This window comes from Pseudothauera hydrothermalis (genome assembly GCF_003345255.1).
Lineage (GTDB): Bacteria > Pseudomonadota > Gammaproteobacteria > Burkholderiales > Rhodocyclaceae > Pseudothauera > Pseudothauera hydrothermalis.
The window spans coordinates 645192-670016 of sequence record NZ_CP029331.1 but is presented as its reverse complement, the minus strand read 5'-3'; the positions used below and the strand labels follow the sequence as shown (position 1 = coordinate 670016).

20 protein-coding genes and 1 tRNA gene are annotated in these 24825 nt (G+C 62.1%); 19 read left to right on the top strand and 2 right to left on the bottom strand.

Going from position 1 to position 24825, the window contains the following annotated elements:
* Positions 1–19 precede the first annotated feature (19 nt).
* Positions 20–466, top strand: coding sequence for a pantetheine-phosphate adenylyltransferase (gene coaD, locus DIE29_RS03300; protein WP_418333298.1), 447 nt, complete (start codon positions 20–22; stop codon positions 464–466).
* 17 nt (positions 467–483) lie between these two features.
* On the top strand, positions 484–735 hold the full coding sequence (locus tag DIE29_RS03295; RefSeq protein ID WP_114649216.1) for a YfhL family 4Fe-4S dicluster ferredoxin: 252 nt from the start codon (positions 484–486) through the stop codon (positions 733–735).
* A 78-nt stretch (positions 736–813) separates the two neighbouring features.
* On the opposite strand, the gene DIE29_RS03290 is transcribed toward DIE29_RS03295, so the two are convergent.
* Together DIE29_RS03290 and mutM are read right to left on the bottom strand one after the other, a co-directional pair.
* On the bottom strand, positions 814–2787 hold the full coding sequence (locus DIE29_RS03290) for a dynamin family protein (protein ID WP_114649215.1): 1974 nt from the start codon (positions 2785–2787) through the stop codon (positions 814–816).
* 100 nt (positions 2788–2887) lie between these two features.
* Positions 2888–3715 (bottom strand): bifunctional DNA-formamidopyrimidine glycosylase/DNA-(apurinic or apyrimidinic site) lyase, encoded by an 828-nt coding sequence (gene mutM, locus DIE29_RS03285; RefSeq protein WP_114649214.1) that lies wholly within the window; start codon positions 3713–3715, stop codon positions 2888–2890.
* Positions 3716–3924: 209 nt separating this feature from the next.
* On the opposite strand from mutM, the gene DIE29_RS03280 reads away from it, so the two are divergent.
* From DIE29_RS03280 to DIE29_RS03205, 17 genes are all read left to right on the top strand, one after another.
* Positions 3925–5652 (top strand): tetratricopeptide repeat protein, encoded by a 1728-nt coding sequence (locus tag DIE29_RS03280; protein ID WP_114649213.1) that lies wholly within the window; start codon positions 3925–3927, stop codon positions 5650–5652.
* A 15-nt stretch (positions 5653–5667) separates the two neighbouring features.
* The gene (gene lolB, locus DIE29_RS03275; protein ID WP_114649212.1) at positions 5668–6258 is read left to right on the top strand and encodes a lipoprotein insertase outer membrane protein LolB; all 591 of its coding nucleotides are present in this window, start codon (positions 5668–5670) and stop codon (positions 6256–6258) included.
* Positions 6240–7106, top strand: coding sequence for a 4-(cytidine 5'-diphospho)-2-C-methyl-D-erythritol kinase (gene ispE, locus DIE29_RS03270; RefSeq protein ID WP_114649211.1), 867 nt, complete (start codon positions 6240–6242; stop codon positions 7104–7106). The genes lolB and ispE overlap by 19 nt, the downstream gene beginning before the upstream one ends.
* Positions 7107–7124: 18 nt before the next feature.
* Positions 7125–7201: transfer RNA gene (locus DIE29_RS03265), tRNA-Gln, on the top strand.
* 76 nt (positions 7202–7277) lie between these two features.
* Positions 7278–8228 carry a ribose-phosphate pyrophosphokinase gene (locus DIE29_RS03260; RefSeq protein ID WP_102040942.1) on the top strand — a complete coding sequence of 317 codons (951 nt, stop codon included), beginning with the start codon at positions 7278–7280 and terminating at the stop codon, positions 8226–8228.
* 93 nt (positions 8229–8321) lie between these two features.
* Entirely contained in the window at positions 8322–8924 is a 603-nt protein-coding gene (locus DIE29_RS03255) for a 50S ribosomal protein L25/general stress protein Ctc (RefSeq protein ID WP_114649210.1), read from the top strand.
* Between the two features lie 38 nt (positions 8925–8962).
* On the top strand, positions 8963–9601 hold the full coding sequence (gene pth / locus DIE29_RS03250) for an aminoacyl-tRNA hydrolase (RefSeq protein ID WP_114649209.1): 639 nt from the start codon (positions 8963–8965) through the stop codon (positions 9599–9601).
* Between the two features lie 9 nt (positions 9602–9610).
* On the top strand, positions 9611–10702 hold the full coding sequence (ychF, locus tag DIE29_RS03245; RefSeq protein ID WP_102040939.1) for a redox-regulated ATPase YchF: 1092 nt from the start codon (positions 9611–9613) through the stop codon (positions 10700–10702).
* Positions 10703–10918: 216 nt separating this feature from the next.
* Positions 10919–12097, top strand: coding sequence for a tyrosine-type recombinase/integrase (locus tag DIE29_RS03240; protein WP_114649208.1), 1179 nt, complete (start codon positions 10919–10921; stop codon positions 12095–12097).
* Complete coding sequence (locus DIE29_RS03235; RefSeq protein ID WP_114649207.1) at positions 12094–12903, top strand: hypothetical protein; 810 nt, start codon at positions 12094–12096, stop codon at positions 12901–12903. The genes DIE29_RS03240 and DIE29_RS03235 overlap by 4 nt, the downstream gene beginning before the upstream one ends.
* A gap of 142 nt (positions 12904–13045) precedes the next feature.
* Complete coding sequence (locus DIE29_RS03230; protein ID WP_114649206.1) at positions 13046–13267, top strand: helix-turn-helix transcriptional regulator; 222 nt, start codon at positions 13046–13048, stop codon at positions 13265–13267.
* Entirely contained in the window at positions 13264–14166 is a 903-nt protein-coding gene (locus DIE29_RS03225) for a hypothetical protein (protein WP_114649205.1), read from the top strand. The genes DIE29_RS03230 and DIE29_RS03225 overlap by 4 nt, the downstream gene beginning before the upstream one ends.
* A complete protein-coding gene (locus DIE29_RS03220) occupies positions 14163–15224 on the top strand; it encodes a site-specific integrase (RefSeq protein WP_034085892.1) in 1062 nt (353 codons plus the stop codon). The genes DIE29_RS03225 and DIE29_RS03220 overlap by 4 nt, the downstream gene beginning before the upstream one ends.
* A gap of 66 nt (positions 15225–15290) precedes the next feature.
* The gene (locus tag DIE29_RS14545; RefSeq protein ID WP_017936933.1) at positions 15291–15458 is read left to right on the top strand and encodes a hypothetical protein; all 168 of its coding nucleotides are present in this window, start codon (positions 15291–15293) and stop codon (positions 15456–15458) included.
* Positions 15459–15624: 166 nt separating this feature from the next.
* A complete protein-coding gene (locus DIE29_RS03215) occupies positions 15625–16725 on the top strand; it encodes a Fic family protein (RefSeq protein WP_114649204.1) in 1101 nt (366 codons plus the stop codon).
* Positions 16726–16734: 9 nt separating this feature from the next.
* Entirely contained in the window at positions 16735–22011 is a 5277-nt protein-coding gene (locus tag DIE29_RS03210; protein WP_114649203.1) for a DEAD/DEAH box helicase, read from the top strand.
* A gap of 6 nt (positions 22012–22017) precedes the next feature.
* Positions 22018–24813, top strand: coding sequence for a helicase-related protein (locus DIE29_RS03205; protein WP_114649202.1), 2796 nt, complete (start codon positions 22018–22020; stop codon positions 24811–24813).
* The last annotated feature ends 12 nt before the right edge of the window (positions 24814–24825 follow it).

Sequence of the window (24825 nt, the reverse complement as noted above, 5' to 3'; positions counted from 1 at the left end):
TCCGGGCACTTTCGATCCCATGACCCGCGGACATGAGGACATTGTGCGCCGGGCCGCGATGCTGTTCGATCAGGTCATCGTCGGCGTTGCCCAAAGCGCGGGCAAATCGCCGATTTTCACCATGGAAGAGCGGGTGGAGATGGCCCGCGAGATTCTGGCGCCGTTTCCCAACGTCACGGTGATCGGTTTCGACGGCTTGCTGATGAATTTTCTCCGCGCGCAAGACGCCCGGCTCATCCTGCGCGGCCTGCGCGCGGTGTCGGACTTTGAGTATGAATTCCAGATGGCGGGGATGAACCGCAAGCTCTACCCGGACGTGGAAACGGTTTTTCTGACCCCGGCCGATGAGTACATGTTCATTTCCGCCACCATGGTGCGCGAAATCGCCAGGTTGGGGGGCGATGTCGGCAAGTTCGTGCAGCCTGTCGTGATCGATCGGCTGCGTCGTAAATTGAACCCTGAGTAATTGTGAGGTAATGATAAATGGCCTTGATGATCACCGACGAGTGCATCAACTGTGACGTGTGCGAACCCGAGTGCCCCAACGGCGCGATCTCCCAGGGGGACGAAATCTATGAAATCGACCCCAACAAGTGCACTGAGTGCGTGGGACACTTCGACGAGCCACAGTGCCAGCAAGTCTGCCCGGTCGACTGTATCCCGCTCGACCCCAATCACCGGGAAACCCGCGAAGAGCTCATGGAGAAGTTTGTGCGCCTGACCGGCGCCAAATAAGCGGCTTTCATCGCCACAAAAACCAAGGGGTGGCTCGATCTGGCCACCCCTTGGGCTTTTGGCAGGGCACCGGCCCGATCAGGCCGCCCGTTCGGCCGCTTGCTCGACGACCGGACGGCCCCGATCGCCCGGCAGATCGAGCGCACAGCGGATGCCATCGGCCAGCTCGGCCAGCTCATCGAGCTGACGCAACAACTGAGCTTCGGCCTGTTTGAGTTCCTCGACCCGGTCTTCCAGCGTGTCGGTGGCTTGGTGGATGCGCTTGACGCTTTCCAGACGACGCTTGAGCTGGAGTTGATATTCGCGCACCTGCGTCTCCAGCGGCGACATCACCGCCCGCAGCCATTGCTCCACGTCGCGATTGGCCAACTCGAAAGTACGCCGCGCCTGCATCGCCACGGTCTCGAAAAACTTTTGGGTGAGCGCGTGCTTTTCGGTGGTCACCAACACCAGGGTGTTGTTGAGCTGACGGTTGAACGCCTGCTCCAGACGGTCGAGTTCGCGCTCGTAGCGCAAGGTGGAAAACGCTTCCGGCGCCGAAAGCTTGAGCCCGTGCTCCACCGCAAAACGCTTGTACATCGCCTCCAGCATCGCGGTGATTTCGGCGATTTCCTGGTTTGACTGCTTGAAGTTGTCGCGCAAGCGGGCAAAGAAACCCTCCATGGCATCTTTCAAGCCTTTGGAGAAGGACGATTCCAGCATGGCTTCGCGGGTACGGCGGGTTTCGTTGCGCAAAGCATCCAGGCCCAGATGCGCCAGCAGGTTGTTGGTGAGGTTGGTAAACACCGAACGCACCGCATAGTATTTCTGCAAACCCTGCTCGAACTCTTCTTTTTCGGCCCGAATCTTGCGCATCATGTATTCAATGACGCTTTGATTTTTGCCGCGCAGATCGGTGAGCTCCTGCAACTGCTCGCGCAAGCCGGCCAACCGCGCCTGCAGCAGCGCGCCGGCCTGCGCCACCAACTCCTCGGTCTCGCCATAAATACTGTCGCGCACGATCTCCTGCTTGGTCGGCAACAGCTCTTGGGCCAACGCACGTTCCAACTCGGGCAGCCGGCTGCGTTCGAGCAGCGCGGCATCGCGATTGATGCGTCCGACCAAGCCTTTCTGAGCCGAGACAGGGAATACGCAGGCGCGATCCACCTCCAGCGTGCTGGCCACCGAAGCCACCTGGCGGTCGATCTCGGCGTCGATCTGCCGGTCTTCGCGCAGGCCATCCCACAGCCCGTCGATCTTGTTGAGCACCACCAACCGGCCCTTCTGCCGTCCGCGCCCGGCCTGGACGTACTCGCGCCACACCGCCAGATCGCTTTGCGTGACCCCGGTATCGGCCGCAAGAATGAACAGCACCGCATGGGCATTGGGCAACAGCGACAAGGTCAGTTCTGGTTCGGCGCCAATGGCGTTCAAACCGGGTGTATCCAGCACCACCAAACCTTGTTCGAGCAGCGGGTGGGGGAACTGGATCACCGCATGACGCCAACTGGGAATCTCCACCAGGCCATCGGCATCCGGCCTCAAACCTTCCGTGCCGCTTGGATCGACTCGAAAACCATAGCTGCGTGCGGTTTCCTGATCGACCCGCAGGGTCTCACTCACCCGCGCCAACGCCTGCTGCAGCCCGGCAGCGGAATCGGCGGGCAACGCGGCCACCTCCCAGGTCTCCGGGAAACGCTTGAGCTCGCTCACACTGGCCTGCGTGGCCCGGGTGGCGATCGGCAACAGGCGGATCTCGGGGCGATCACCGGCGCGCCATTTGAGTTCGGTCGGGCACATGGTGGTGCGCCCGGCGCTGGAAGGCAGGATGCGGCTGCCGTAGTCGGCAAAGAACACGGCATTGATCAACTCGGACTTGCCGCGTGAAAACTCGGCTACGAAAGCCACTGTCAGCGTGTCATCCCGCAGACGATCGAGCGCGTATTGCAAACGCATGTCGCCTTGCGCATCGCCGACATCGTTGTTCGACAGCCAGGCACGCAGACGGCCGACGGCTTCGGCCACATCCGACCGCCAACGTCCGTAAGCGGAAAACTGATCGACCAGGGTCATGGGATCGCTCCAAGCATTCCGCGAGCGCGGAACGTGAACAATTTGACAACACCCTGACAGCATAGCGCCGAATGCCGGCACACGCCATGCCCGCAGGGTGTCAACCTCGCCCGCTCGAGCGCTGACAGCGTGGGCAAAACCAGGTCGAGCGCTGGGCGCTGACCACGCGCCGGATGGCGCTGCCACACACCCGGCAGGGCTCGCCTTCACGCCCATAGACGAAATACTGCTGCTGAAAATAGCCCGGCTGACCGTCTCCGCCGACAAAATCACGCAGCGTGCTACCGCCTGCGGCAATCGCATCGCGCAGCGTTGCTTTGACCGCCTGCGCCAAGCGCTGACAGCGCGCGCGGCCCAGCACACCGGCCGGCTCCAGCGGATGGATGCGGGCACGAAAAAGACTTTCGGCCGCATAGATGTTGCCCACGCCAACCACCTTACGGGCATCCATCAACGCATGTTTGATGGGCTGACGCAGGCCGCGCGTCACCCGAAACCAATAAGCACCGTCAAAACCGTCCTCCAGCGGTTCCGGCCCCAGACCCGCCAGCAGCGGATGCTCCGCATCCGTTTCGGGCTGCCACGCCAGCAACCCAAAGCGCCGCGGGTCGCGCAGGCGCAGCGCGATATCGCCAAAAACCAGGTCCGCATGGTCATGCCGACCCGCCGGCTGACCGGCATCGACCACCCGCAAGCTGCCGGACATGCCCAGATGAACGATCACCTTTCCCGCATCGAAACCCAGCAACAGGTACTTGGCCCGCCTCGTCACCCGCCTGAGCACCTGCCCGGTCAGACACTGCGCCAAATCCTCCGGCACGGGCAGACGCAGCCGCGGTTGGCGCACCACCAGCGCGCTGAGTGCGCGCGCTTCGACATACGGACGGATACCCCGGCAAGTGATTTCGACTTCGGGCAGTTCTGGCATGCGGACCTCACACCGAAGGGCGCCGCCGGCAATCCAGTCTATGACCGGCTGGCACTCGACGCTCCCCTTCGGAGTCGTTAACATCGGGCGAACCGGATTTTAGTTTATGCATCAAACCGGGCGGCGATGCGGGCGTCTTCGCCCCGCCTACTCCGCAGCCCCGCCCGCGTGACGCCAGCCCCCGCTTTGCAGTCCCTTCGGACCGTACCATGACCGTCTCATTACCTTTGCAATTCGGCCGCATCGCCTCCTGCCTCGGCTTGAGTCTATGGCTGGCGCTGCCGTTGGCCGCACGCGCCCAGTCAAGCGAAGACGCTGACGACCCGCCCGCGGCGCACCTGCCGGCACAAGCGCTCACTGCGCAAACGCTTTACCAGTTTCTACTGGCCGAAATCGCCGGCGCCCGTGGCGAGCTGGAATTGTCGGTGCAAGCCTATCTCGAGCTCGCCCGACGCACCGCCGACCCGCGCATTGCCCGCCGTGCCGCCGAAATTGCGCTCTATGCACGCAACTTCGAGGCTGCCGCCGAAGCTGCCCGTCTGTGGTCATTGGCCGACCCGGATTCGGACGACGCCCGCCGCCTGCTCGCCGGCATGCTCGCCGGCGGCAGCGACCGGCTAGACAGCGTGCTGCTGCATTTTGCCCGCTTACTGGCGGAGACCCCGGACCAACTCCCCCACAACCTGATGAGCCTGAACCGCGCCCTCGCGCGGGTCGGTGACAAGGCCGCCGCGCTGCGCATGGTGGAGCGGCTGACCGAGCCTTACCTCAGCTACCGCGAGGCGCACTTCGCGCGGGCTCAGGCAGCGGCCATTGCCCAGGACCCGGATGAGGCGCTGGCCGCCATCGACGGCGCACTGGAACTGGACCCCGATTGGGAACCGGCCGTCCTGCTCAAAAGCCAGCTTCTGCAGCAAGCCGGTGCAGCAGACAACGCCTTGCACCTGATCCAGGACTATCTGCAGCGCCATCCAGAAAGCCGTAACGGCCGCCTGATGCACGCCCGGCTGTTGGTGGCCACCCAGCAGTTCGACGCAGCGCGTGCGCAGTTCCGCGCGCTACTTGCCAGCGCCCCCGAGGACCGCGAGCTGATCAATGCGGTGGCGCTGCTGTCGGCCCAGCTCGGCGATCTGGACGAAGCCGAACGTCTGTTCGAACAAGCGCTTGCCGCAGGCCATCCGGATGCAGACCCGATCCGGCTCAACCTTGCGCAGATTGCCGAACGACGCGGCGACATCGACGGCGCGCTGGCCCGCTATCGGACGGTCGAGGGCGCAGAACACGTCATCGAGGCGCGAGTGCGCGCCGCGCAGTTGCTCACCCGCCACGGGCGCCTGGACGAAGCGCGTCAACAGCTCGATCTTGCAGAGGCCGACGAACCCACCCGCAAACGTCTGCGCCTGGCCGAAGCGCAGCTGCTACGCGACGCCAACCAACTGGCTGCCGCACTGGATGTACTGGATAAGGGCCTGCAAACCGCGCCGGACGACCCGGATCTGCTGTACGAATCGGCGATGATCGCCGAACGGCTCGACCGCCTGGAGGTCATGGAAGGACGCTTGCGCAAACTGATCGCGCTGGTGCCCGACCATGCCCACGCCTACAACGCCCTGGGCTATTCGCTCGCCGACCGCGGCCTGCGGCTGGACGAAGCACAAAGCCTGATCGAACGCGCACTCGAACTGCTGCCCGATGACCCCTTCATACTCGACAGCATGGGCTGGGTGCGCTTCCGACGCGGCGACCCGGCCGGCGCGCTGCCGCATCTGGAACGCGCCTACGCCCTCCGTGCCGACCCCGAAATCGCCGCCCATCTGGGCGAAGTCTTGTGGCACCTGGGCCGCCAAACCGAAGCGCAGCGCATCTGGGACGAAGCGCTGGCCGCCCATCCCAACCATCGTGCCCTGCAAGACACCATCGAACGCCTGCAACGCTGAGGCGGCACAACACCGATGCGCACCATCGCCATGCGCCGGCCGGCACTGTTCGCTCTACTGGGCGCGGTAGCGCTGCTGTCCGGCTGTGCCACGCAGACGCCCCTGCCGACGGCGTCGGCCGCCGCACGCAGCGCGCACGCCGCATTCGTCCTGGAAGGCCGACTGTCTGCCTCCGACGGCGAGCAGGCCGCCAGCGGCCGCCTGGAATGGCGGCACGATGACCAGCAAGACGAGTGGACCGTGTTCAGTCCGCTCGGGCAGGTCGTCGCCCGCCTGACGCGCACCGCCAGCGGTGCCGTGTTACACACCGCACACGGCGAACGTTACCAAGCCGCCAGCGCCAGCGAACTGCTGCCCCGCGCGCTCGGCATCGACGCCCCGGTCGAACGCCTGTCCGGCTGGGTGCAAGCCGCCCCCGACGCGCAAGCACAAGTGCGTCAGCGCGATGCCGCCGGCCGTCCGACGCTGGTCATCGACGCCGGCTGGCGCATCGAATACCCCGCCTACGCCTCCGACGAGGCGCACGCGCCGCCACAGCGTATCGATCTGTCCCGCGGCAACGCCCGCCTGCGCCTGATCATCGATCAATGGACGTTCATACCTTGACCGCCCTGCCCGACACCCTGCTCGACTGCCTGGCGCCTGCCAAGCTCAACCTGTTCCTGCATGTGGTCGGCCGTCGCGCCGACGGCTACCACCTGCTGCAGACTGCCTTTCGCTTACTCGACTGGGGCGACCGGCTGAGCTTCGTCCGCCGTTCCGACGGGCGCATCCGCCGCCTCACCGACGTGGCCGGCGTACCCGAGGACGCCGACCTCACGGTACGCGCCGCGCGTCTGCTGCAAGCGGTCACGGGTTGCCCCCTGGGCGCAGACATCGCCATCAACAAGCGACTGCCTATGGGCGGCGGGCTGGGCGGTGGCAGCTCCGATGCGGCCACCGCCCTGATGGCCTTGAACCACCTTTGGGGCACCGGCCTTGACCGCACCCAACTGCAGGCCCTGGGGCTGAAACTGGGCGCGGACGTGCCCTTTTTCATCTACGGCCGCGATGCCTTCGCCGAGGGCGTGGGCGAACGTTTCCAGCCGCTCGAGCTGCCCGATGCCTGGTACGTGATCCTTTTTCCGAGGGTCGCCATTCCCACCAGCGAAATTTTCTCTGCGGGGGAGTTGACGCGGGATACCGAACCAATCAGAATTGCGGACTTCGCAGCGAGCACCACCCGGAACGATCTGCAGCCTGTGGCCTGCAAGCGGTACCCGGAAGTGGCTGCAGCAATCGACTGGCTGGCGCAATATGCGCCGGCGAGGATGACCGGGTCCGGCGCCTGCGTGTTCGCGCAGGTCGATGGCGAGGTCGATGCAAAACGCATCGTCCAGGCCTGTCCGGCGCGATGGCGGGCGTGGTCGGCACGCAGCCTCCCGCGGCATCCGCTCGGCGAGCTGGTCGGTTGATCTGGCGAAAAGGTTTCTTGGGGAGTCGCCAAGTCGGTTAAGGCACCGGATTTTGATTCCGGCATTCGAGGGTTCGAATCCTTCCTCCCCAGCCAAACAGATCGGGCAGGCCAACGCGCCTGCCCGAGTCGTTTCAGAACCAGTCATTCTATCGGCATCGGAGATTCGGTTATGGCATACGGCAGCCTGATGGTGTTTACCGGCAACGCCAACCCCAAACTGGCCGCCGACGTGGTGCGTCGCCTGGGCATCTCGCTCGGTTCGGCCACAGTTGGCCGTTTCTCCGACGGTGAGGTCAACGTCGAATTATTGGAAAACGTCCGCGGCAAGGACGTGTTCGTGCTGCAACCAACCTGTGCGCCGACCAATGAGAACCTGATGGAGTTGCTGGTACTGGTCGATGCGCTCAAGCGCGCATCTGCCGGCCGCATTACCGCTGCCATCCCCTATTTTGGCTACGCCCGTCAGGACCGCCGTCCGCGTTCGGCGCGGGTGCCGATCACCGCTAAAGTGGTGGCCAACATGCTGCAGGCCGTGGGCGTGCAGCGCCTGCTGACCATGGACTTGCACGCGGACCAGATCCAGGGGTTCTTCGATATCCCGGTAGACAACGTCTACGCCGCCCCGGTGCTGCTGGCCGATCTGGACAAACAAAAGCACGACGATCTGCTGGTGGTCTCGCCGGACGTCGGCGGCGTGGTGCGCGCGCGCGCCTTCGCCAAGCGCATGGAGTGCGACCTGGCAATCATCGACAAGCGCCGCCCCAAGGCCAATGTCTCCGAGGTGATGAATATAATCGGCGAAGTCGAAGGCCGCACCTGCGTGATCATGGACGACATCGTCGACACCGCCGGCACGCTTTGCAAAGCCGCCGGCGCGCTCAAGGAAAACGGTGCCAAGCGGGTGCTGGCCTACTGCACCCATGCGGTACTGTCCGGCGCCGCGGTGTCGCGGATCAATGAGTCCGAATTGGACGAACTGGTGGTCACCGACACCATTCCGCTACGCGACGATGCCCGCGCCAGCTCGCGTATCCGCCAAGTCTCAGTAGCCTCGTTGTTGGCCGACACCATGCTGCGCATCAGCAATGAAGAATCGGTGTCTTCGCTATTCATGGAATAAAACCTGCCGGATCCGTCCGCCGACGGCTGTCGACGGACATCACCCGCTCTGTCTGGTCGCGGGCAGAGCGCTTCAAAAACCAGGAGCTTCATCATGCAAATCGAGTTCAAAGCTAGCCTGCGCGCAGAACAGGGATCGAGTGCGAGCCGCCGCCTGCGTCGCGCGGGTCAGGTCCCCGGCATCATCTATGGCGGCGATGCCCCCGCCACGCCGATTACCATGGATCACAACGAGATGTTCCATCTGCTCAGCAAAGAAGCCTTTCACGCTTCGGTGCTGACCATCGACCTGGACGGCGCCAAGCAGACCGTCGTTCTGCGTGACAGCCAGTGGCACGCTTACAAGCCGCAAGTGCTGCACATCGACTTCCAGCGTGTCGACGCCACCCATAAGATTCATCTCAAAGTGCCGCTGCATTTCATCAACGGCGAAAACAGCCCGGCGGTCAAGCTCGGTGGCGGCATGATCTCGCATGTTCTCAACGAACTGGATGTGCGCTGCCTGCCGGGCGATCTGCCCGAATTCATCGAAGTCGACCTCGGCGCCCTGGAAGCGGATCAGTCCATCCACGCCTCGCAGATCAAACTGCCCAAAGGCGTCGAACTGGTCACGCACGGCGAGGGCGACCCAGTGGTGGTCACTGTCCTCAAAGCCAAGGGCGAAGCAGCAGCCGAAGACAGCAACGCCGAAGGCTGAGCGCCCCAACCCGCCCGGCACCAGGAGACCGTCATCCGATGACCACCGCCGCCCCGCGCCTCATCGTCGGCCTCGGCAACCCGGGCAACCAGTACTCCGAAACCCGGCACAATGCCGGGTTTTGGTTTTGTGAGCGCTTGGCCAGCCTGTTGGGCGTGCGCTTTTTCCATGAGACGCGCTTTCATGGACTGGTGGCCAATGCGCGCCAAGCCGGCCTGTGGCTGCTGATGCCACAGACCTATATGAACCGTTCCGGCCAAGCAATCGGCGCACTGGCACGTTTTTACCGCATCCAACCGGCGGAAATCCTGGTCGTACATGACGAGCTCGACATCCCGCCCGGCCAACTGCGGCTGAAGTTCGGCGGTGGCCTCGGCGGTCACAATGGCCTCAAGGACACCTCGGCCCACCTCGGCACCAACGACTACTGGCGCCTGCGCATCGGCATCGGCCACCCCGGCGACCGTAATGAGGTGGTCCATTACGTACTCAAGCCGGCCCGGCGCGAAGAGCAAGCCGCCATCGACGAGGCCATCGAGCGGGCGCTGGCCGCCTGGCCGCAAATTGCCGCCGGCCACTGGCATGCGGCCACCCAGCACCTGAACACCCGCGCCACTGCGCGTCATTGCCCCCCGGCACCGGCTGCATCGGCCGCGCCGGACACCCTCAAGGACTGAAACCACGCCATGAGCCTGAAATGCGGAATCGTCGGTCTGCCCAACGTGGGCAAGTCCACGCTGTTCAATGCCCTGACCAAGGCGGGCATCGAGGCGGCCAACTACCCTTTCTGTACCATCGAGCCCAATGTGGGCATCGTCGAAGTGCCCGATCCCCGGCTCGCCCAACTGGCCGAAATCGTCAAACCCCAAAAAATCCAGCCCGCCATCGTCGAGTTCGTGGACATCGCCGGTCTGGTGGCCGGGGCCTCCAAGGGCGAGGGCCTGGGCAACCAGTTCCTGGCCAACATCCGCGAGACCGACGCCATCGTGAACGTGGTGCGCTGCTTCGATGACCCCAACGTGGTGCATGTCTCCGGCAAGGTGGACCCGATCGCCGACATCGAGACCATCGTCACCGAACTGGCCCTGGCCGATCTCGCCTCGGTGGAAAAAGCCATCGCCCGGGACAGCAAGAAAGCCAAGGCCGGCGACAAGGACGCCCAGAAACTGGTGGCCGTGCTGGAGAAACTGCTGCCCCACCTGAACGAGGGCAAGCCGGCCCGCACCGCCGGTTTGTCGGAAGAAGACAAAGCCCTCATCAAGCCGTTGTGCCTGCTCACCATCAAGCCCGCCATGTATGTGGGCAACGTCACCGAAGATGGTTTCGAGCACAATCCCCACCTGGACCGGCTCAAGGCACATGCCGCCAAGGAAGGCGCGCCGGTGGTCGCGGTCTGCGCCAAGCTGGAGGAAGAACTGGCCGATCTGGAAGAAGAGGACAAAAAGGCCTTCCTGGCCGATCTGGGCCTGGAGGAGCCGGGCCTGAACCGCCTGATCCGCGCCGGTTACGACCTCCTTGGCCTGCAGACCTATTTCACCGCCGGTGTGAAGGAAGTGCGGGCATGGACCATCCACAAGGGTGACACCGCCCCCAAAGCCGCTGGCGTCATCCACACCGACTTCGAACGCGGCTTCATCCGCGCCCAGACCATCGCCTTCGAGGATTTCATCCGCTACAAAGGCGAAGCCGGCGCCAAAGAAGCCGGCAAGATGCGCGCCGAAGGCAAGGATTATGTGGTGCAGGATGGGGATGTGATGAACTTTTTGTTCAACGTCTGAGTCGCCAAGCCGTTTTCCTGATGTTTCATGAAACACCAGGAAAGCATGAAAACCTCAATAAAACCGCGCAGTTGCGCGGTTTTATTGTTTCATAGCGCTGCTTCAAGTTTCCCGAGCAGTCAATGCATGCCTGAGTACGCTAGCGAGTACAACTCTTGGAGTATGTGCGAATAAGTGAGTATAGTGCCGCTGTCGCCATGACAAGGAGTCAGCCACATGCTTACCGACACGCACTGCCGCAACGCCAAGCCCAGGGAAAAGCTCTACCGCTTGAATGACCAGCGCGGGCTCTACCTCGAAGTCAAGCCCAACGGAGTCAAGGCTTGGCGATACCGCTTCACACTGAATGGCAAGGCCAGCATGTTTGCGCTTGGCGAATACCCTGCTGTTACGCTCTCTGAAGCCAGGGAACGCAGCGAGGCCGCACGCAAACTGGTCAAGCAAGGCATCAATCCCGCCCAGCAAAGGCAGCTCGACCGCATCCGGAAAGCCAGCGAAGCAAAGAACACCTTCGAGATCGTCGCCAAGGAGTGGCTGCAGACAAAGGACTGGGAAGATGTCACCAAGAACCGGCGTCTGGATATGCTGGAACGCGTGGTGTTCCCCAGTATCGGCAATATGCCGGTTCGCGAAATAACGCCAGCCCATATCCTGGACATCCTGCAGAAAACAGCAAAGCGTGGCGCCCCCACGGTCGCCGCCGAGGCGCGGCGCACCATGTCCGCCGTATTCGAGTTCGCCGTCGCCACCCTGCGAGCCGACAGCGACCCGGTTTGGCCGGTACGCAAGGCGCTACCAGCAAACAAGACCCAGCACAAACCGGCGCTGAGTAAAGAGCAGATCGGCAAACTGCTGAGCGACTTCGCAAACCACCGTTGCAGCTTTCAGGTAAGTCATTGCATGCAACTGATGTGGTGGACCCTAGCGCGACCGACCGAAGTGGCCGAGGCGGCCTGGGATGAGTTTGACCTTGAGAAGGCTGTTTGGCGTATCCCGGCGCAGCGCATGAAAGCGCGCAAGGAGCACGTCGTGCCTCTGCCACGACAGGCAGTGGAGATGCTCAAAGGACTGCATGCCATTACCGGCAACCGCAAGCACCTGTTTCCTGGCCGGGATGATCGCAACGCCCCTATGTCCGCCGCATCGCTTCGCCAGGCGCTCAAGGTTTTGGGGTGGAGTGGCGCTTATAGCCCACACGCCACGCGGACCAGCGGCAGTACCCGTCTTAACGAGATGGGCTACCGCCCCGATGCCATCGAGGCGCAGCTTGCCCATGCCGACCAGAACAACGTGCGTCGTACCTACAACCACGCCACCTATTTCGATGAGCGTCGCGCCATGATGCAGGAATGGGCGGACAGATTGGACGAATGGAAAGAGCAAGCACAGGCATGACCACAAAGATCATGGCTCCAGATATTCCCAACTCCGATGCCGTCGCCGAGCTGCGCACCAGAGCAGAGGCAACCTGCGCCCGATATGGCGTCCAGCGCCGCGAGCAATGTGTAAATGCTTTTCTGCGGCTGGCAGAAAGTTTTCGTTGGCGTACGATGCCGCCCCCTGAAATTGAAGAAGGCACACTTGAGCAACTAAAAAGACTCCGAGATGCGGCGTCCCGGTTAAGCAAGGCGCTTCGAAGCCTGGACGAAGAGTCGGCAGCGCTATTACCCGAATTTCTGAGGAAGGACCTGCCTACCCATAAGCTGTTCTGCGAGTCGCTACACTCCGTGAGCAGGCAACTATCAGCGTCCGGAGCAAGCAGAGAACATGAGGCCAAGGAGCTGATCGCGAAGCAATTTATCGTTACCTGCCAGCAATTCAGAATTCCGATCAAGTGGAGCAAGGAGTTCGAGTACCACTCGGTGAACAGCAAGAACGAGCCATCCGCCTATCTCCTCGGCGCCATCTATGCTGCAGGCGGCATGAAGGCCGATGCTGAAACCACGCCTGCTCATCGCGCCAATCACTATCTGGGGCGTTTCAGCAAAGGATTTACCGTCGCTATCGATGGAGTTGTAGTCCGGGTTCTGCTGAAGAAAACAGTGATAGAGCCCAATCTTTACATGTCCCAGATAATGAAAGCCGTCTCCGAGGGACGTGAACCAACCCTGCCCACAAGCAGCATCCTTACGGCATCTTGCCAAGGATACGAGCTTGGATTGTCTCGGCCATTTTGTGAAACATTCGACTGGCACAGTTGAGTACCGCTGCTCGGCGCCCGTTTGCATGCTGGGTGATTTCAGGCCCGAGAATAGGGAGTGCAGGTGACAACCGTGCTCCCTGACTTCATAACCAGATCTTTTGCATGATCCCTTCGTGTTTCAACACGTTAAGAGGAACAGCATGCAAATCATCAAGACGCAGGATGTCTGCATGAAGATCTCGGTCAGCCGGACAACCCTCTGGCGACTTTGCCAGACTGAAGATTTTCCGAAGCCAGTTCGGCTAGGCCCTGGCGGCCGTTCGATTGGCTTTTTTGCCCACGAGATCGACGCATGGCTTGAGACTCAGGCGGCGGAGCGTGAGCACGCTGGTTGTCTGACTCGCCAGAGGGCGAAGTTATGAGCCGCATCCGCGTTGACGACTCCGCCGAATACTGGTGGTCTCTGCCTTGCAGCCTGCTGCGCGATTCGCGGTTGAGCTATGAAGCGCGAGGCGTAGCTTGCCATTTGCTTTCGCTGGGCCGCAACTGGCAGTTGCGCGCTGTCGCACTGCCGCGCGTGCTGCACGATCAGTCACGCGCGAAAGGCCATCTTGGGCGAGACCTTTGCCGCCGCATCCTGCGCGAACTTGAAGATGCCGGCTACCTGGCGCGGAGGAAATTCCAGGACGAGGAAGGGCTTTGGCGATGGGAGTCCGTGTTGACACCCGTTTCGCAAAAGGTGCCACAGACATCCATGGCCGGCTTGGCCGGCGACGGAGAAACCGTGGACGGCGCATCCGTCGCCGGTCAGGGCGGTGATATAGGTGTAGGTGAATACAAGGAAGAAGTAGTAGTAAAAAATATAAAACCACTACTACAGACAGGGGCTGTGGATAACTCTCCGAAAACGGGAGAGGCTTCCGCGCCCTTGGACTTGTCGCACCCTTCTCTTCTGCCCTACCTGCGCGTCATCGCCGACGTAACCCGCCGCTTCGGCCCCTCGCTCTCAGTACAACAGATACAGCTTGTCGCCGACGAGCTGGCTGGCGTCCTGTCGGCAGCCGGTAGTGGCAAGCACGCGGGCATCCGCTCCGTGCGCTCATGGCTATTGGCCGTGATGAATAGCGCTGTCGCGGGAGAATTCATCGCCGAGTTCGCACCGAACATCGCCCGCTGGCGAAAGAACCGACAGGAGGCGATGGAGGCAGCGCAGTCGCGCGCTCCTGTACAACAGTCAGAAGCCGAGCGTCAAAAGACAAAGGCTGAACGCGCAAAGGCCATCGCCGATTTGAAAGCGATGTTTCATGGCCGGAAGCAATGATCGACGCGGATGAGATGCTTACGCTGATCGAATCGTGCCGGCGCGAGATGCAAGCCATGCTCCCGGCCGATGAGTTTGCCAGCTTGAGCAGCAAGACGAGGCAAGACTATCGCCAGCTCGGCCGAACGCTGCTGTTGCGTGCCCGCTACGCCGAAGGTGGAATGGCCGAAGTCATCACGGCCACCCAGCGTCCGACAACCTACTACAAGCGCGTCGCAGCGCTTCGCTACTGCCTGTACGCCGATCTTGTCGAGCGCCTGAAAAGCCTGCATTCCGCGCTCTCTGCTCGACCTGTGGACGAGTTGCAAGTCATGGCCATCCAAGCCCAATTGCAACAACAGCGTGCATTTCTGCGCGAGTTCGATATGGCCCGGCAAAGCGGCCATCCCGGCGAGCGCCGCAAGCGTGCCAGCAAGCGGCAAGCCTTGCGCGGCCTCCCCGGTGACTGGCGCGAGCAACTGTATCGGCGCGCTGCGAAAGGCAAGTATGCCGATGCGATTCTGGTCGCCGCGCTGACCGGCTGCCGCCCGGAAGAGCTCCGGCAAGGCGTGCACATTCGCCGGGTGGACAATCCGCGCAGCGGCATGGGCGAGATCAGATTCGAGATCGATGGCGCCAAGGTCAAGGCGCATCAAGGCCAGCCGCACCGCTTGATCGCCTATGGCGCACACGATCCCCATCCATTGCTGGAGGCGCTGCGCATCCGGCTAGCGGGGCGGCGGGAATTGCTCGTTTGCATTGACAGCCCGGTCAACTTCACCGTCGAAGTCCGTCGGCTAGCACATAGCCTCTGGCCGAAGCACAAGCACGCTATCACGGCTTACTGCCTGCGCCACCAATGGGCAGCCGACCTGAAACGGCACGCGGCTGCGGACTCAGTCAGCCAGGGGCTGGGACATGCCAGCGCCAAGACACGGCGACACTACGGGCAAGCCAATCAGGCCAGCAGCCGGCATGCCCTGCATCCCATCGCCATCGAGGCTGAGCGCTCCGTGAGGCCGGCTACCGCTAAGGCGCCGCACCATCGAGCAGCCTCAAGCAAGACAGTCACCCCCTGAAGAGAATCATGGCGGGGTGAGGTAAAACGCAGTTCATTTGCGGGACATCACTGATGAGGCGCCGCCATGTCACGCCTGAAGGACGAAACCCTTTCCATCCGCACCTCCGCTGAGATCAAGCAACTTCTGCGCTTGGCTGCTGATCGCGAGCGTCGCTCGGTGGCTTCAATGATCGAAATTCTGGTGCTGGAATACGCTCGTACGTATGACCTGATCCTCAAGGTCTGTCAGTAAAGGGAAATATATGAGGGTGGCGAATGCCGAGGAGGTGCAAGCGCACGTCAAAATCAAGAAGCTGAGGAAATGGAGTAGTCAGAGACTGATAACAGGGTATTTGTAGAGACAGTACCCCATTTAATGGCTATGATTACCCCATTTAGACGGCCTGGGCCTACATTCCATGCACTCGCTCACACCCGAGTACCTTGCCGCGCTTCGCTTCGATGGCACCCAGGCCGCCACGTTGCGCACGCTGGGCGAGTATCAGGGCAAGCAGCAACTCTATGCCGCGCAGTCGCCCGAAGCCCTCAAGGGTCTGTGCCAGATCGCGGTGGTGGAGTCCACCGAGTCATCTAACCGGCTGGAAGGCGTTGTCGTCGCACCCTCGCGGTTGAAGTCGCTGGTCATCCGCAACGCAACGCCAAAGAGCCGTTCCGAACAGGAGATCGCCGGCTACCGTGATGCCCTGGCGCTGATCCACGAGTCTGCCGCGCACATGCCCTTCAGCGAGGGCGTAGTGCTGCAACTGCACACCCTGCTGTACCGCTACATGCCGCAGACGGGCGGGCGCTGGAAGGCTACCAACAACGACATCATCGAACGTCATCCTGACGGTACGTCGCGTTTGCGCTTCCAGCCGTTGGCTGCGCACCTGACGCCGATGGCCATGGCCGATCTGACCGGGCGCTACGCCACCGCCCTGGACCAGCACCTGGCCGACCCTCTCGTACTGGTGCCGCTGGCGATGCTCGATTTTCTGTGCATTCACCCCTTCCCGGACGGCAACGGTCGCATGTCCCGCTTGCTGACCCTGCTGCTGCTCTACCACTTCGACTATGCCGTGGGGCGCTACATCAGTTTGGAACGCATCTTCGAGGAAACCAAGGAAGGCTATTACGAGACGCTGGAAGCCAGCTCGCAGGGCTGGCACCAGGGGCAGCACGACGCAAAGCCTTGGCTCGACTACTTCTGGGGTGCCTTGCTGCGGGCATACCGCGAGTTCGAGGAGCGTGTCGGCACCATCGAACGTGGCCGTGGCAGTAAAGGCGACCGGGTGCGAGCGGAAGTGCTGGGGCGCTGCCTGCCGTTTTCGATTTCCGAAATCGAAGAGGCCTGCCCGGGCGTGAGCCGGGACATGGTGCGGCTGGTGCTGCGGGCGATGAAGTCAGAGGGATTGATCGAATCGACTGGCAAGGGAAGAGGGGCAAAGTGGAAGCGCGTCACAGCAGGCACCTCGGATAGAGCAGCGGTTCTGGCGATTGACCGCAAGATGGATCAGTGAGGACTCTACATGGATAACGTTTTCCAGTTCCGCGACCAGCTCATCGAGCGATACGGCAGCTTTTCCCGCAGTTTCGTTCGCATCGCCGCACCTGATATCCAGGCCGAGGTCGAGCATCAATATGCGCAAGGCCGCTATTGGCCTGAACCGCTGGTGCAGATCAACCCGAATTATCAACGTCAAGGCACAGTGCAGGATCTGGTGGCTGAGGGGGTCTTGCATCCTGCCTGCGCAGACATCTTTCAGGTTGGGAAGACGGAAGGCAAACCAAGTCCCCTGCATCTTTACAAGCACCAAATGGAAGCCCTGGCCAAAGGCCAGGAACGCCAAAGCTATGTGGTCACTACCGGAACGGGGTCGGGTAAGTCCCTGTCCTTTTTCATCCCAGTCATTGACCGCATTCTCAAGGCCAAGGACTCCGATGGCAAAGCACGTACCAGAGCCATTGTGATTTATCCAATGAACGCTCTGGCCAACAGCCAGCTGGAAGAACTCGACAAGTTTCTGCATGGCTATGCGCCAGAGCTTCATCCCTTCACCGTCAAACGCTACACCGGCCAGGAAAGCAAGGCGGAACGCACTGCTATTGCGGATGATCCACCCGATATCCTGCTTACCAACTTCATGATGCTGGAGTACATCCTCACGCGCTTCGACGAAGTGGATCGGCGCGTGGTGGAACACTGCGAGGGACTTGAGTTCCTGGTGCTGGATGAGTTGCATACCTACCGTGGCCGTCAAGGGGCGGACGTTGCCTTGCTGGTGCGTCGCCTGCGAGAGCGCCTGAAAGCCGAGCAACTGGTCTGCATCGGTACGTCGGCCACCATGTCCAGCACAGGCAGCCAAGCCGACCGCAACCGCGTGGTTGCTGATGTAGCCAGCAAATTGTTTGGCACCCGGATCAGCGAGCATGACGTCATCGGCGAGACACTGGAGCGCGTCACTAACCCGCTCAAGGACGTCAACTCCATCCGCACCGAACTGCCGGCAACAATTTCACGAAATCAGGATGCTTGGGCTGACTTTGACGCGTTTCGCAATGATCCGCTGGCTATCTGGGTGGAATTGAACCTGGGCATCGAACTGCCTGCGGACGAGCCTCCAAGGCGTGCGAGACCCATGACGCTGGAAGAGGCCAGCCGCCGTCTCGCCGAAGACGCGGGCTGCCAGCCTGAAGCCGCTCGCGCCGCCCTGCAGCGCTTTCTACTGGCTGCCCATGATGTGCGCATGCCCCAGGGCAGGCCGCCTTTCGCGTTCAAGCTGCACCAGTTCATCAGTGGACCGGGCAAGGTGCTCACCACCTTGGAAGAGCGAGGCAAGCGCCATGTCACGCTCGATGCCCAGCGTTTCGCGCCGGGGCGGCAGCAAGAGAATGTGCTGCTTTACCCCACGCATTTCTGCCGCGATTGCGGCCAGGAATACCTGCCTGTCTGGCGCGCACAGCAACCGGTCAGCTTCAGCCCGCGTGAAATCGACGATATCGCAGCAGAAGACGACACCGCCAGCTATGGCTTCCTGTGCCCACTGGTGCCCGGGCAGCAATACGGTGGCCTGCTTGAAGACCTGCCGGAAACCTGGATCGACCTCAGCCGAAGCGAGCCCAAAGTCAAGTCAGCCTACAAGAATGCCGTTCCCTATATGGTCACGGTCGATGCCAAAGGACAAACAGGCTCCGGGACGGAGTTCTGGTTCATTCCCGGAAAGTTCCGCTTCTGCCTGAACTGCGGCACGACACACGAAGCCCACGGCAAAGATGCCAACCGCCTCTCCAGTTTGTCCGGGGAAGGCCGTTCTTCGGCCACTACCATGATTGCCCTGGCGGCCTTACAGCAACTGTTTGCACTTCCCGATCCGGCTCCAGGCCAACCTGATCCGCGTAAATTGCTTGGGTTTACCGACAACCGCCAGGATGCAGCGCTGCAGGCGGGTCACTTCAATGATTTCATTTTCCTGTTGACGCTGCGTGCCGGCTTGATCGGCGCACTACAGGCAAGTGGCGGCCAGCTTGATGAAGAAAACCTGGCCGAAAGCGTATTCAAGGCCCTCGGCTTTCAAGGGGTCGATGAAGCCACCTTGGTGGAATATCTGCGCACTCCCAAGCTCATGGGGCTGGCACGGCAGGAAGCGCAACGCACCTTGCGATTCATTATTGCCTACCGGCTGCTGCGCGATCTACGGCGTGGCTGGCGCTTCAATAATCCGAATCTGGATCAGCTTGGCCTGTTGCAGATTCAGTACCGAGACCTGGCTGCCTTTAGCGCTGACACCAGCATCTTTGCCGCAAACAGCACCTTGAACAAACTGACGGCGGTGCAGCGAGCAGTTCTGTACGAATTACTGTTCGACACGCTGCGCCGCCATCTGTGCCTGGAAAGCCGTTACCTCGACCCGGTTGAGCAGGACAAGGCACGTACCAGCGCCCACACCTACCTGAATGAACGTTGGGCCTTCGCTCCCGACGAAAAACTCGATACCGGCCGCTATCTCATCCTCGGCAAGCGCCCGGAATACAAGGGCAAGCCGCGCACCGACCTGGTGACGGGTGGCCCACGCTCCCGACTGTTGCGGCAAATCAAGACGGTCGCCTTCTGGCGCAACAGCGCATGCGCCAGCGAGGTAGCGCAGTGGAAAGATGCCGAGTGGGCTGTTCTGATCGAAGACATGCTCAAGGCAGCCAGCAACTATGGTTATGTGCAAAAACATGCCATTGATTCGCAACTCGCCGGCTGGCGCCTGAACGCAGCCGCCCTGGACTGGTGCCTGATTGCCGATCAGCCGCAAACCGATAGCAATCGCATCAACCAGTATTTCCGCACCCTGTATCTCGGCATTGCCGACCTGCTGCGTCAGCCTTCACATCCGCTGTTCGACTTCGAGGCCCAGGAACACACCGCCCAGGTGGATGCGCCACGCCGGCAACTGCTGGAGCAGCGCTTCCGCTACACCGAAAAAGACAGGCAGGACTGGGCGCAGAACCCGGCCCACGAAGCGCCGTTGAAGCGCCTGCCGGTGATGTTCTGCTCCCCCACCATGGAGCTGGGCGTGGATATCTCCGCGCTCAACACCGTGTACCTGCGCAACGTGCCGCCGACCCCCGCCAACTACGCCCAGCGCAGCGGCCGTGCGGGTCGTTCGGGTCAGCAGGCGCTGGTCATCACCTACTGCGCGGCGCTCAGTCCGCACGACCAGTGGTTCTTCCACAATGCCAACGAGATGGTGCATGGCGTCGTGCGCGCACCCACACTGGATCTGGCCAACCGCGACCTGATCGACAGCCACCTGCAAGCGGTCTGGCTGGCCAGCACTCAGGTGCCGCTGGACGACAGTATTGCTCCCATGCTGGATCTTGATCGGCCCCGCAAACCACTGAAGCAGCCCTTGCAGGAAGCGCTACAGGCGCAGACCGTCCAGCAGCGTGCCCTGGCCAGTGCCTGCCGGGTCATTGATCAGCTCAAGGAAGAGCTGGTAAGCAGCGCCTGGTTCACGCCTGACTACGTACACCAGGTCATCGCCAAGGCACCGAAGGCGTTCTCTGAAGCGCTGGAGCGTTGGCGCAAACTGTTTGAGGCCACACGCGAGCAAATGGACATGGCCGACCGTATCGTCAAAAGCCATACCGCCTCGCACACCGAGCGCCAAAATGCCCAGCGCCGTTACGGCGATGCCGCGCGCCAGTACGCCGTGTTGCTCAAATCCGGTAATGGCCAGAACAACGATTTCTACACCTATCGCTACCTGGCCAGCCAGGGCTTCCTGCCCGGCTACAACTTCCCGCGCCTGCCGCTGATGGCCTGGATTCCCGCCCGTGGTGGTCAGACCATCAATGGCAAGGACGACGAAGGTAGCATGGTCAGCCGTCCGCGCTTCCTGGCTCTGTCAGAGTTCGGCCCTCGCAGCCTTATCTATCACCAGGGCCGCATGTACCGCGTGGTGCGAGCCAAACTCAACGTTGGCAATACAGACCACATTTCTGGCAGCAGCCAGTTGGCCACCATTGCCTCTCTGGTGTGCAGCCAGTGTGGCTACGGGCATATCGGCGAGCCGGGTGGCGAACAGCCGCTGGTCAACCGCTGCGAGAACTGTGCTGCCCTGCTCACGGAGCAAGATTGGGTGCGCGAGCTCTACCGCATCGAAACCGTGGAGACGGTAGCCACCGAGCGCATCTCCATCAACGACGAGGAACGTCAGCGTCAGGGCTTCGAGTTGCAGACCACCTACCGTTTCCTGCCCGGGCCCGATGGCCAGATTCAGAAGCAGAAAGCCGAAGTCCGGCTGGGCGAAGAATTGTTGGGCGAACTCACTTATGCGCCTGCTGCGCAAATCTGGCGTATCAACCGCGGCTGGCGCAGGCGTAAGAACAAAGAGCAACTGGGCTTCTACATCAATCCCATTACCGGCACCTGGAGCAAGCAGGACGCACCGGATGCGGAAGACGACAACGGCAACGACGATGCCTTGCTGGAAAAGGTGCCCAACCAACGCATCGTTCCTTTTGTGGAAGATCATCGCAATCTGCTGATCTTCGCGCCTTTGCATGCCCTGTCGCTGGAGGCCATGGCCACTCTGCAGGCTGCCCTCAAGCGTGGCATCGAAATGACCTTCCAGATCGAGGAATCCGAGCTGGTGGTCGAGCCACTGCCCAAGGCAGATGAGCGCCGTGCCTTGCTGTTCTACGAAGCGGCCGAAGGCGGTGCAGGCGTGCTCACTCGTCTGGCGAATCATCGCGACGACCTTGCACTCGTCGCCAGCAATGCCCTGCAACTGATTCACTACCGCGCACCGCAGAGCGGCGTTTGGACGCTGGACGATCTGCCGTCACTGGAGCAGACCGATGAACTGGGCAATCATCAATGCGAGGCCGGCTGTTACCAATGCCTGCTCTCCTACTTCAATCAGCCGGATCACGAGCACATCAACCGCCGTAACGCGGATGCACTCAAGCTGCTGGTCGCGCTTGCCAATGCTCAGGTGCAGCCCGTAGCGAACAGCCCGGCCACCGTTGCCGCAACGACTTCAGAAGACGAGCTGCTCGACGTCTGGCTGTCCGAACTCCGCCAGGCCGGGGCTAGACAACCTGATGCGGTCAATGTACCCGTCAACAATGGCGCGGCCATCGCCGCAGCCCAGTACAAGGCATCTCGTGCTTTGGTATTTCTGTCGGCAGTGGATGAGCAGACCTCCAGCGTATTGCAGGATAAAGGCTGGCAGGTGCTGGATTTTTCGGACGCTTCACAGTGGCCACAACAGTTCGCCGCACACGCCGATGTGTTCGGCCGCAAGGAATAAAGGCGCATGACAACCCTTGAACACGACTTTTTACCCGGCAGCCTGGTGCGCGCCCGAGGCCGCGAATGGGTGGTGCAAAACGACTCCCGCCGCGACTGGCTGCGCCTGCGTCCATTGAGCGGCGCCGAGGACGAAAGCATCGCCCTGATCCCAGAGTTGGAACTCCATCCCGTCGAACCAGCCTCCTTCGAATGGCCCGATCCCGCGCACGCCGGCAACCACGCCGCCGCGCTGTTGCTGCGCGATGCCTTGCGCCTGACCCTGCGCGCCGGCGCCGGCCCGTTTCGCTCCTTCGGCAACATCACTGTCGAGCCGCGCGGCTACCAGCTTGTGCCGCTGCTGATGGCCTTGCGCCTGTCCACGGTGCGCCTGCTGATTGCCGATGACGTGGGTATCGGCAAGACCATCGAAGCCGGCCTGATCGCCCGCGAACTGATGGACCGTGGCGAAATCGCCCGCCTGGCCATCCTCTGCCCGCCACACCTGGTCGAGCAATGGCAAAGTGAGCTGGAAACCCGTTTCAACCTGCACGCTATCGCTCTGACCTCGGCATCCGCATCGCGCATCGAGCGTGATCTGCCACATGGCGTGCGCCTGTTCGACCATCATCCCGTGGTGGTCGTCAGCCTGGACTACATCAAGAGCGAACGCCACCGCGAACAGTTTCTTGCCGCTGCCCCTGAATGCATCATCGTTGACGAAGCCCACACGTGCGCCAGCAGTGGCGCCGGCAAGCAATTGCGCTTCGAGTTGCTGCAGCGCCTTGCCCGTGACGCGCAGCGACACCTGATCCTGCTGACCGCCACCCCGCACTCCGGTGACGAAACCGCCTTCTACAACCTGCTGTCGCTGCTCGATCCACGCTTTGCCGCCTTGCAAGGCCGCATGACAGCCTCCGACCCGCTGCGTCAGGAACTGGCGCGTCACTTCGTCCAGCGCCGTCGCAAGGACATCGTCGAGTGGCAGACCGAGACCCATGACGGGCGAGGTTTTCCCCGCCGCATGAAAACCGAGCTGACCTATCAACTCAGCGGCGAATGGGGCGCATTCTTCGACGCCGTGCAGGACTACTGCCGCGAACTGGCTGAAACCATCGAACAGCAAGGGCAGCGGCAAGAACAGCAAGGCGGCGCGCGCCTGATCTGGTACGCCACCCTGGCCTTGCTGCGCTGCGTGGCATCATCGCCTGCGGCTGCCGTCAAGGCCCTGACCACGCGGCTGGAAGGCACCATGGCGGATGACAACTTGCTCAGTGACGAGCGCCTGCACGATGGCGAAGCCGACGACCTGATGGGCAGTGACCTGGAGCCCCCCGCCCAATTGCAGGACGCCAGCCGCCTGCAAGCGCTCATTGCCGAAGCACAGCGCCTGTCCGGCAAGAAGGGTGACCCCAAGCTGGCCGCGCTCATCCGGCACATCGGTTCCTTGCTTGAAGATGGCTATCACCCCGTGGTGTTCTGCCGCTATGTCGCCACTGCCCATTACGTGGCCGAGCACCTCAAGGCCACCTTTCCCAAGGCTACTGTCGATGCCGTCACCGGCGAGCTCACCCCGGAAGAGCGCCGTGAGCGCGTGGAAGACATGGAGGATGCCGGGCAGCGCATCCTTGTCGCCACAGATTGCCTTTCCGAAGGCATCAACCTGCAGCATCTGTTCACCGCCGTCGTCCATTACGATTTGGCCTGGAACCCGACACGCCATGAGCAACGCGAAGGCCGCGTCGATCGCTTCGGCCAGCAGGCCGACGAAGTCCGTTGCACCATGCTCTACGGGCAGGACAACCCGGTCGATGGTTTTGTGCTCAACGTCATCCTGCGCAAGGGCGAAACCATCCAGAAGGAACTGGGCGTGTTGGTGCCCCTCCCTGAGGACGAAGCCCGCATCAACCAGGCCCTGGTCAAGGCCGCGCTCATGCGGCGCAGCAACAGCAGCATGGCATCGCCGCAAGCCAGTTTCGATTTCGGTGAATCCGAGCAACTGCTGGCGCCATTGCAGGCCCAGTGGCAGGACGCCCTGGAGAAAGCCAAAGCCAACCGCACCGTCTTTGCCCAGCGCCGCATCAAGCCCGACGAGGTGTTGCCAGAGTGGCATAAACAGCAACAAGCCCTGGGCACCCAGGCCGATGTGCAGCGTTTCCTGCAAAGCGCCTGCGTGCGCCTCGGCTCCCCCCTGGAAATGAGCCGCAAGCAGGCCCGCTTCCTGCCCCAGCATCTGCCCGAAGCCCTGCGCCAGCGCCTGGCCGACGAAGGCATCAACAAACCGCAAAGCATCGACTTCGCCGAACTGCACCGCAGCCACCCACTGGTAGGCCTGCTGGCGCAGCACTTGCTGGAAGATGCCCTCAGCAGCGAACGTCCGCTGGCCGCCCGTTGTGCTGCCACGCTGACCGACGACGTCGATGTTGTCACCACGATCTATCTGCTGCGCTTGCGCCATCAGCTCAGCTACGTGCGCCGTCGCGAGCCTTTCCAGATGATGGCCGAGGAGACCGTGGCCCTGGCCGTGCGTGGCCGTGCCAATCCGCAATGGCTGGCCGATGACAGCGTGAACCGCCTGCTCGAATGCACGCCCAGTGGCAACCTGCCCGCAGAAGCCGTGCAACGCGAGGTGTGCGCCGCGCTCGATTTCCTCGCCGCGCATCCCCAGCCACTGCAAGCCCTGGCAGAGCAACGCGCCCAAGCTCTGTTGGCCGACCACGAGCGCGTACGCGCCGCCGCCCGCGACGTGGGCCACCACAGCGTCAGCCCCTGCCTGCCAGTGGATGTGATGGGTGTGTACGTGCTGCTGCCCGACTCGCTATAAGCCTCGGCCTAA

Bases quoted from the DNA above. Each gene is read 5' to 3' on its own strand.
- DIE29_RS03295 (WP_114649216.1), top strand. From the start codon at position 484: ATGGCCTTGATGATCACCGACGAGTGCATCAACTGTGACGTGTGCGAA.
- pth (WP_114649209.1), top strand. From the start codon at position 8,963: ATGACCACCGCCGCCCCGCGCCTCATCGTCGGCCTCGGCAACCCGGGC.
- DIE29_RS03260 (WP_102040942.1), top strand. From the start codon at position 7,278: ATGGCATACGGCAGCCTGATGGTGTTTACCGGCAACGCCAACCCCAAA.
- DIE29_RS03220 (WP_034085892.1), top strand. From the start codon at position 14,163: ATGATCGACGCGGATGAGATGCTTACGCTGATCGAATCGTGCCGGCGC.
- DIE29_RS03235 (WP_114649207.1), top strand. From the start codon at position 12,094: ATGACCACAAAGATCATGGCTCCAGATATTCCCAACTCCGATGCCGTC.
- DIE29_RS03280 (WP_114649213.1), top strand. From the start codon at position 3,925: ATGACCGTCTCATTACCTTTGCAATTCGGCCGCATCGCCTCCTGCCTC.
- lolB (WP_114649212.1), top strand. From the start codon at position 5,668: ATGCGCACCATCGCCATGCGCCGGCCGGCACTGTTCGCTCTACTGGGC.
- DIE29_RS03205 (WP_114649202.1), top strand. From the start codon at position 22,018: ATGACAACCCTTGAACACGACTTTTTACCCGGCAGCCTGGTGCGCGCC.
- DIE29_RS03225 (WP_114649205.1), top strand. From the start codon at position 13,264: ATGAGCCGCATCCGCGTTGACGACTCCGCCGAATACTGGTGGTCTCTG.
- mutM (WP_114649214.1), bottom strand. From the start codon at position 3,715: ATGCCAGAACTGCCCGAAGTCGAAATCACTTGCCGGGGTATCCGTCCG.
- DIE29_RS03210 (WP_114649203.1), top strand. From the start codon at position 16,735: ATGGATAACGTTTTCCAGTTCCGCGACCAGCTCATCGAGCGATACGGC.
- DIE29_RS14545 (WP_017936933.1), top strand. From the start codon at position 15,291: ATGTCACGCCTGAAGGACGAAACCCTTTCCATCCGCACCTCCGCTGAG.
- ispE (WP_114649211.1), top strand. From the start codon at position 6,240: ATGGACGTTCATACCTTGACCGCCCTGCCCGACACCCTGCTCGACTGC.
- DIE29_RS03240 (WP_114649208.1), top strand. From the start codon at position 10,919: ATGCTTACCGACACGCACTGCCGCAACGCCAAGCCCAGGGAAAAGCTC.
- DIE29_RS03215 (WP_114649204.1), top strand. From the start codon at position 15,625: ATGCACTCGCTCACACCCGAGTACCTTGCCGCGCTTCGCTTCGATGGC.
- ychF (WP_102040939.1), top strand. From the start codon at position 9,611: ATGAGCCTGAAATGCGGAATCGTCGGTCTGCCCAACGTGGGCAAGTCC.
- DIE29_RS03230 (WP_114649206.1), top strand. From the start codon at position 13,046: ATGCAAATCATCAAGACGCAGGATGTCTGCATGAAGATCTCGGTCAGC.
- DIE29_RS03255 (WP_114649210.1), top strand. From the start codon at position 8,322: ATGCAAATCGAGTTCAAAGCTAGCCTGCGCGCAGAACAGGGATCGAGT.
- coaD (WP_418333298.1), top strand. From the start codon at position 20: ATGACCCGCGGACATGAGGACATTGTGCGCCGGGCCGCGATGCTGTTC.
- DIE29_RS03290 (WP_114649215.1), bottom strand. From the start codon at position 2,787: ATGACCCTGGTCGATCAGTTTTCCGCTTACGGACGTTGGCGGTCGGAT.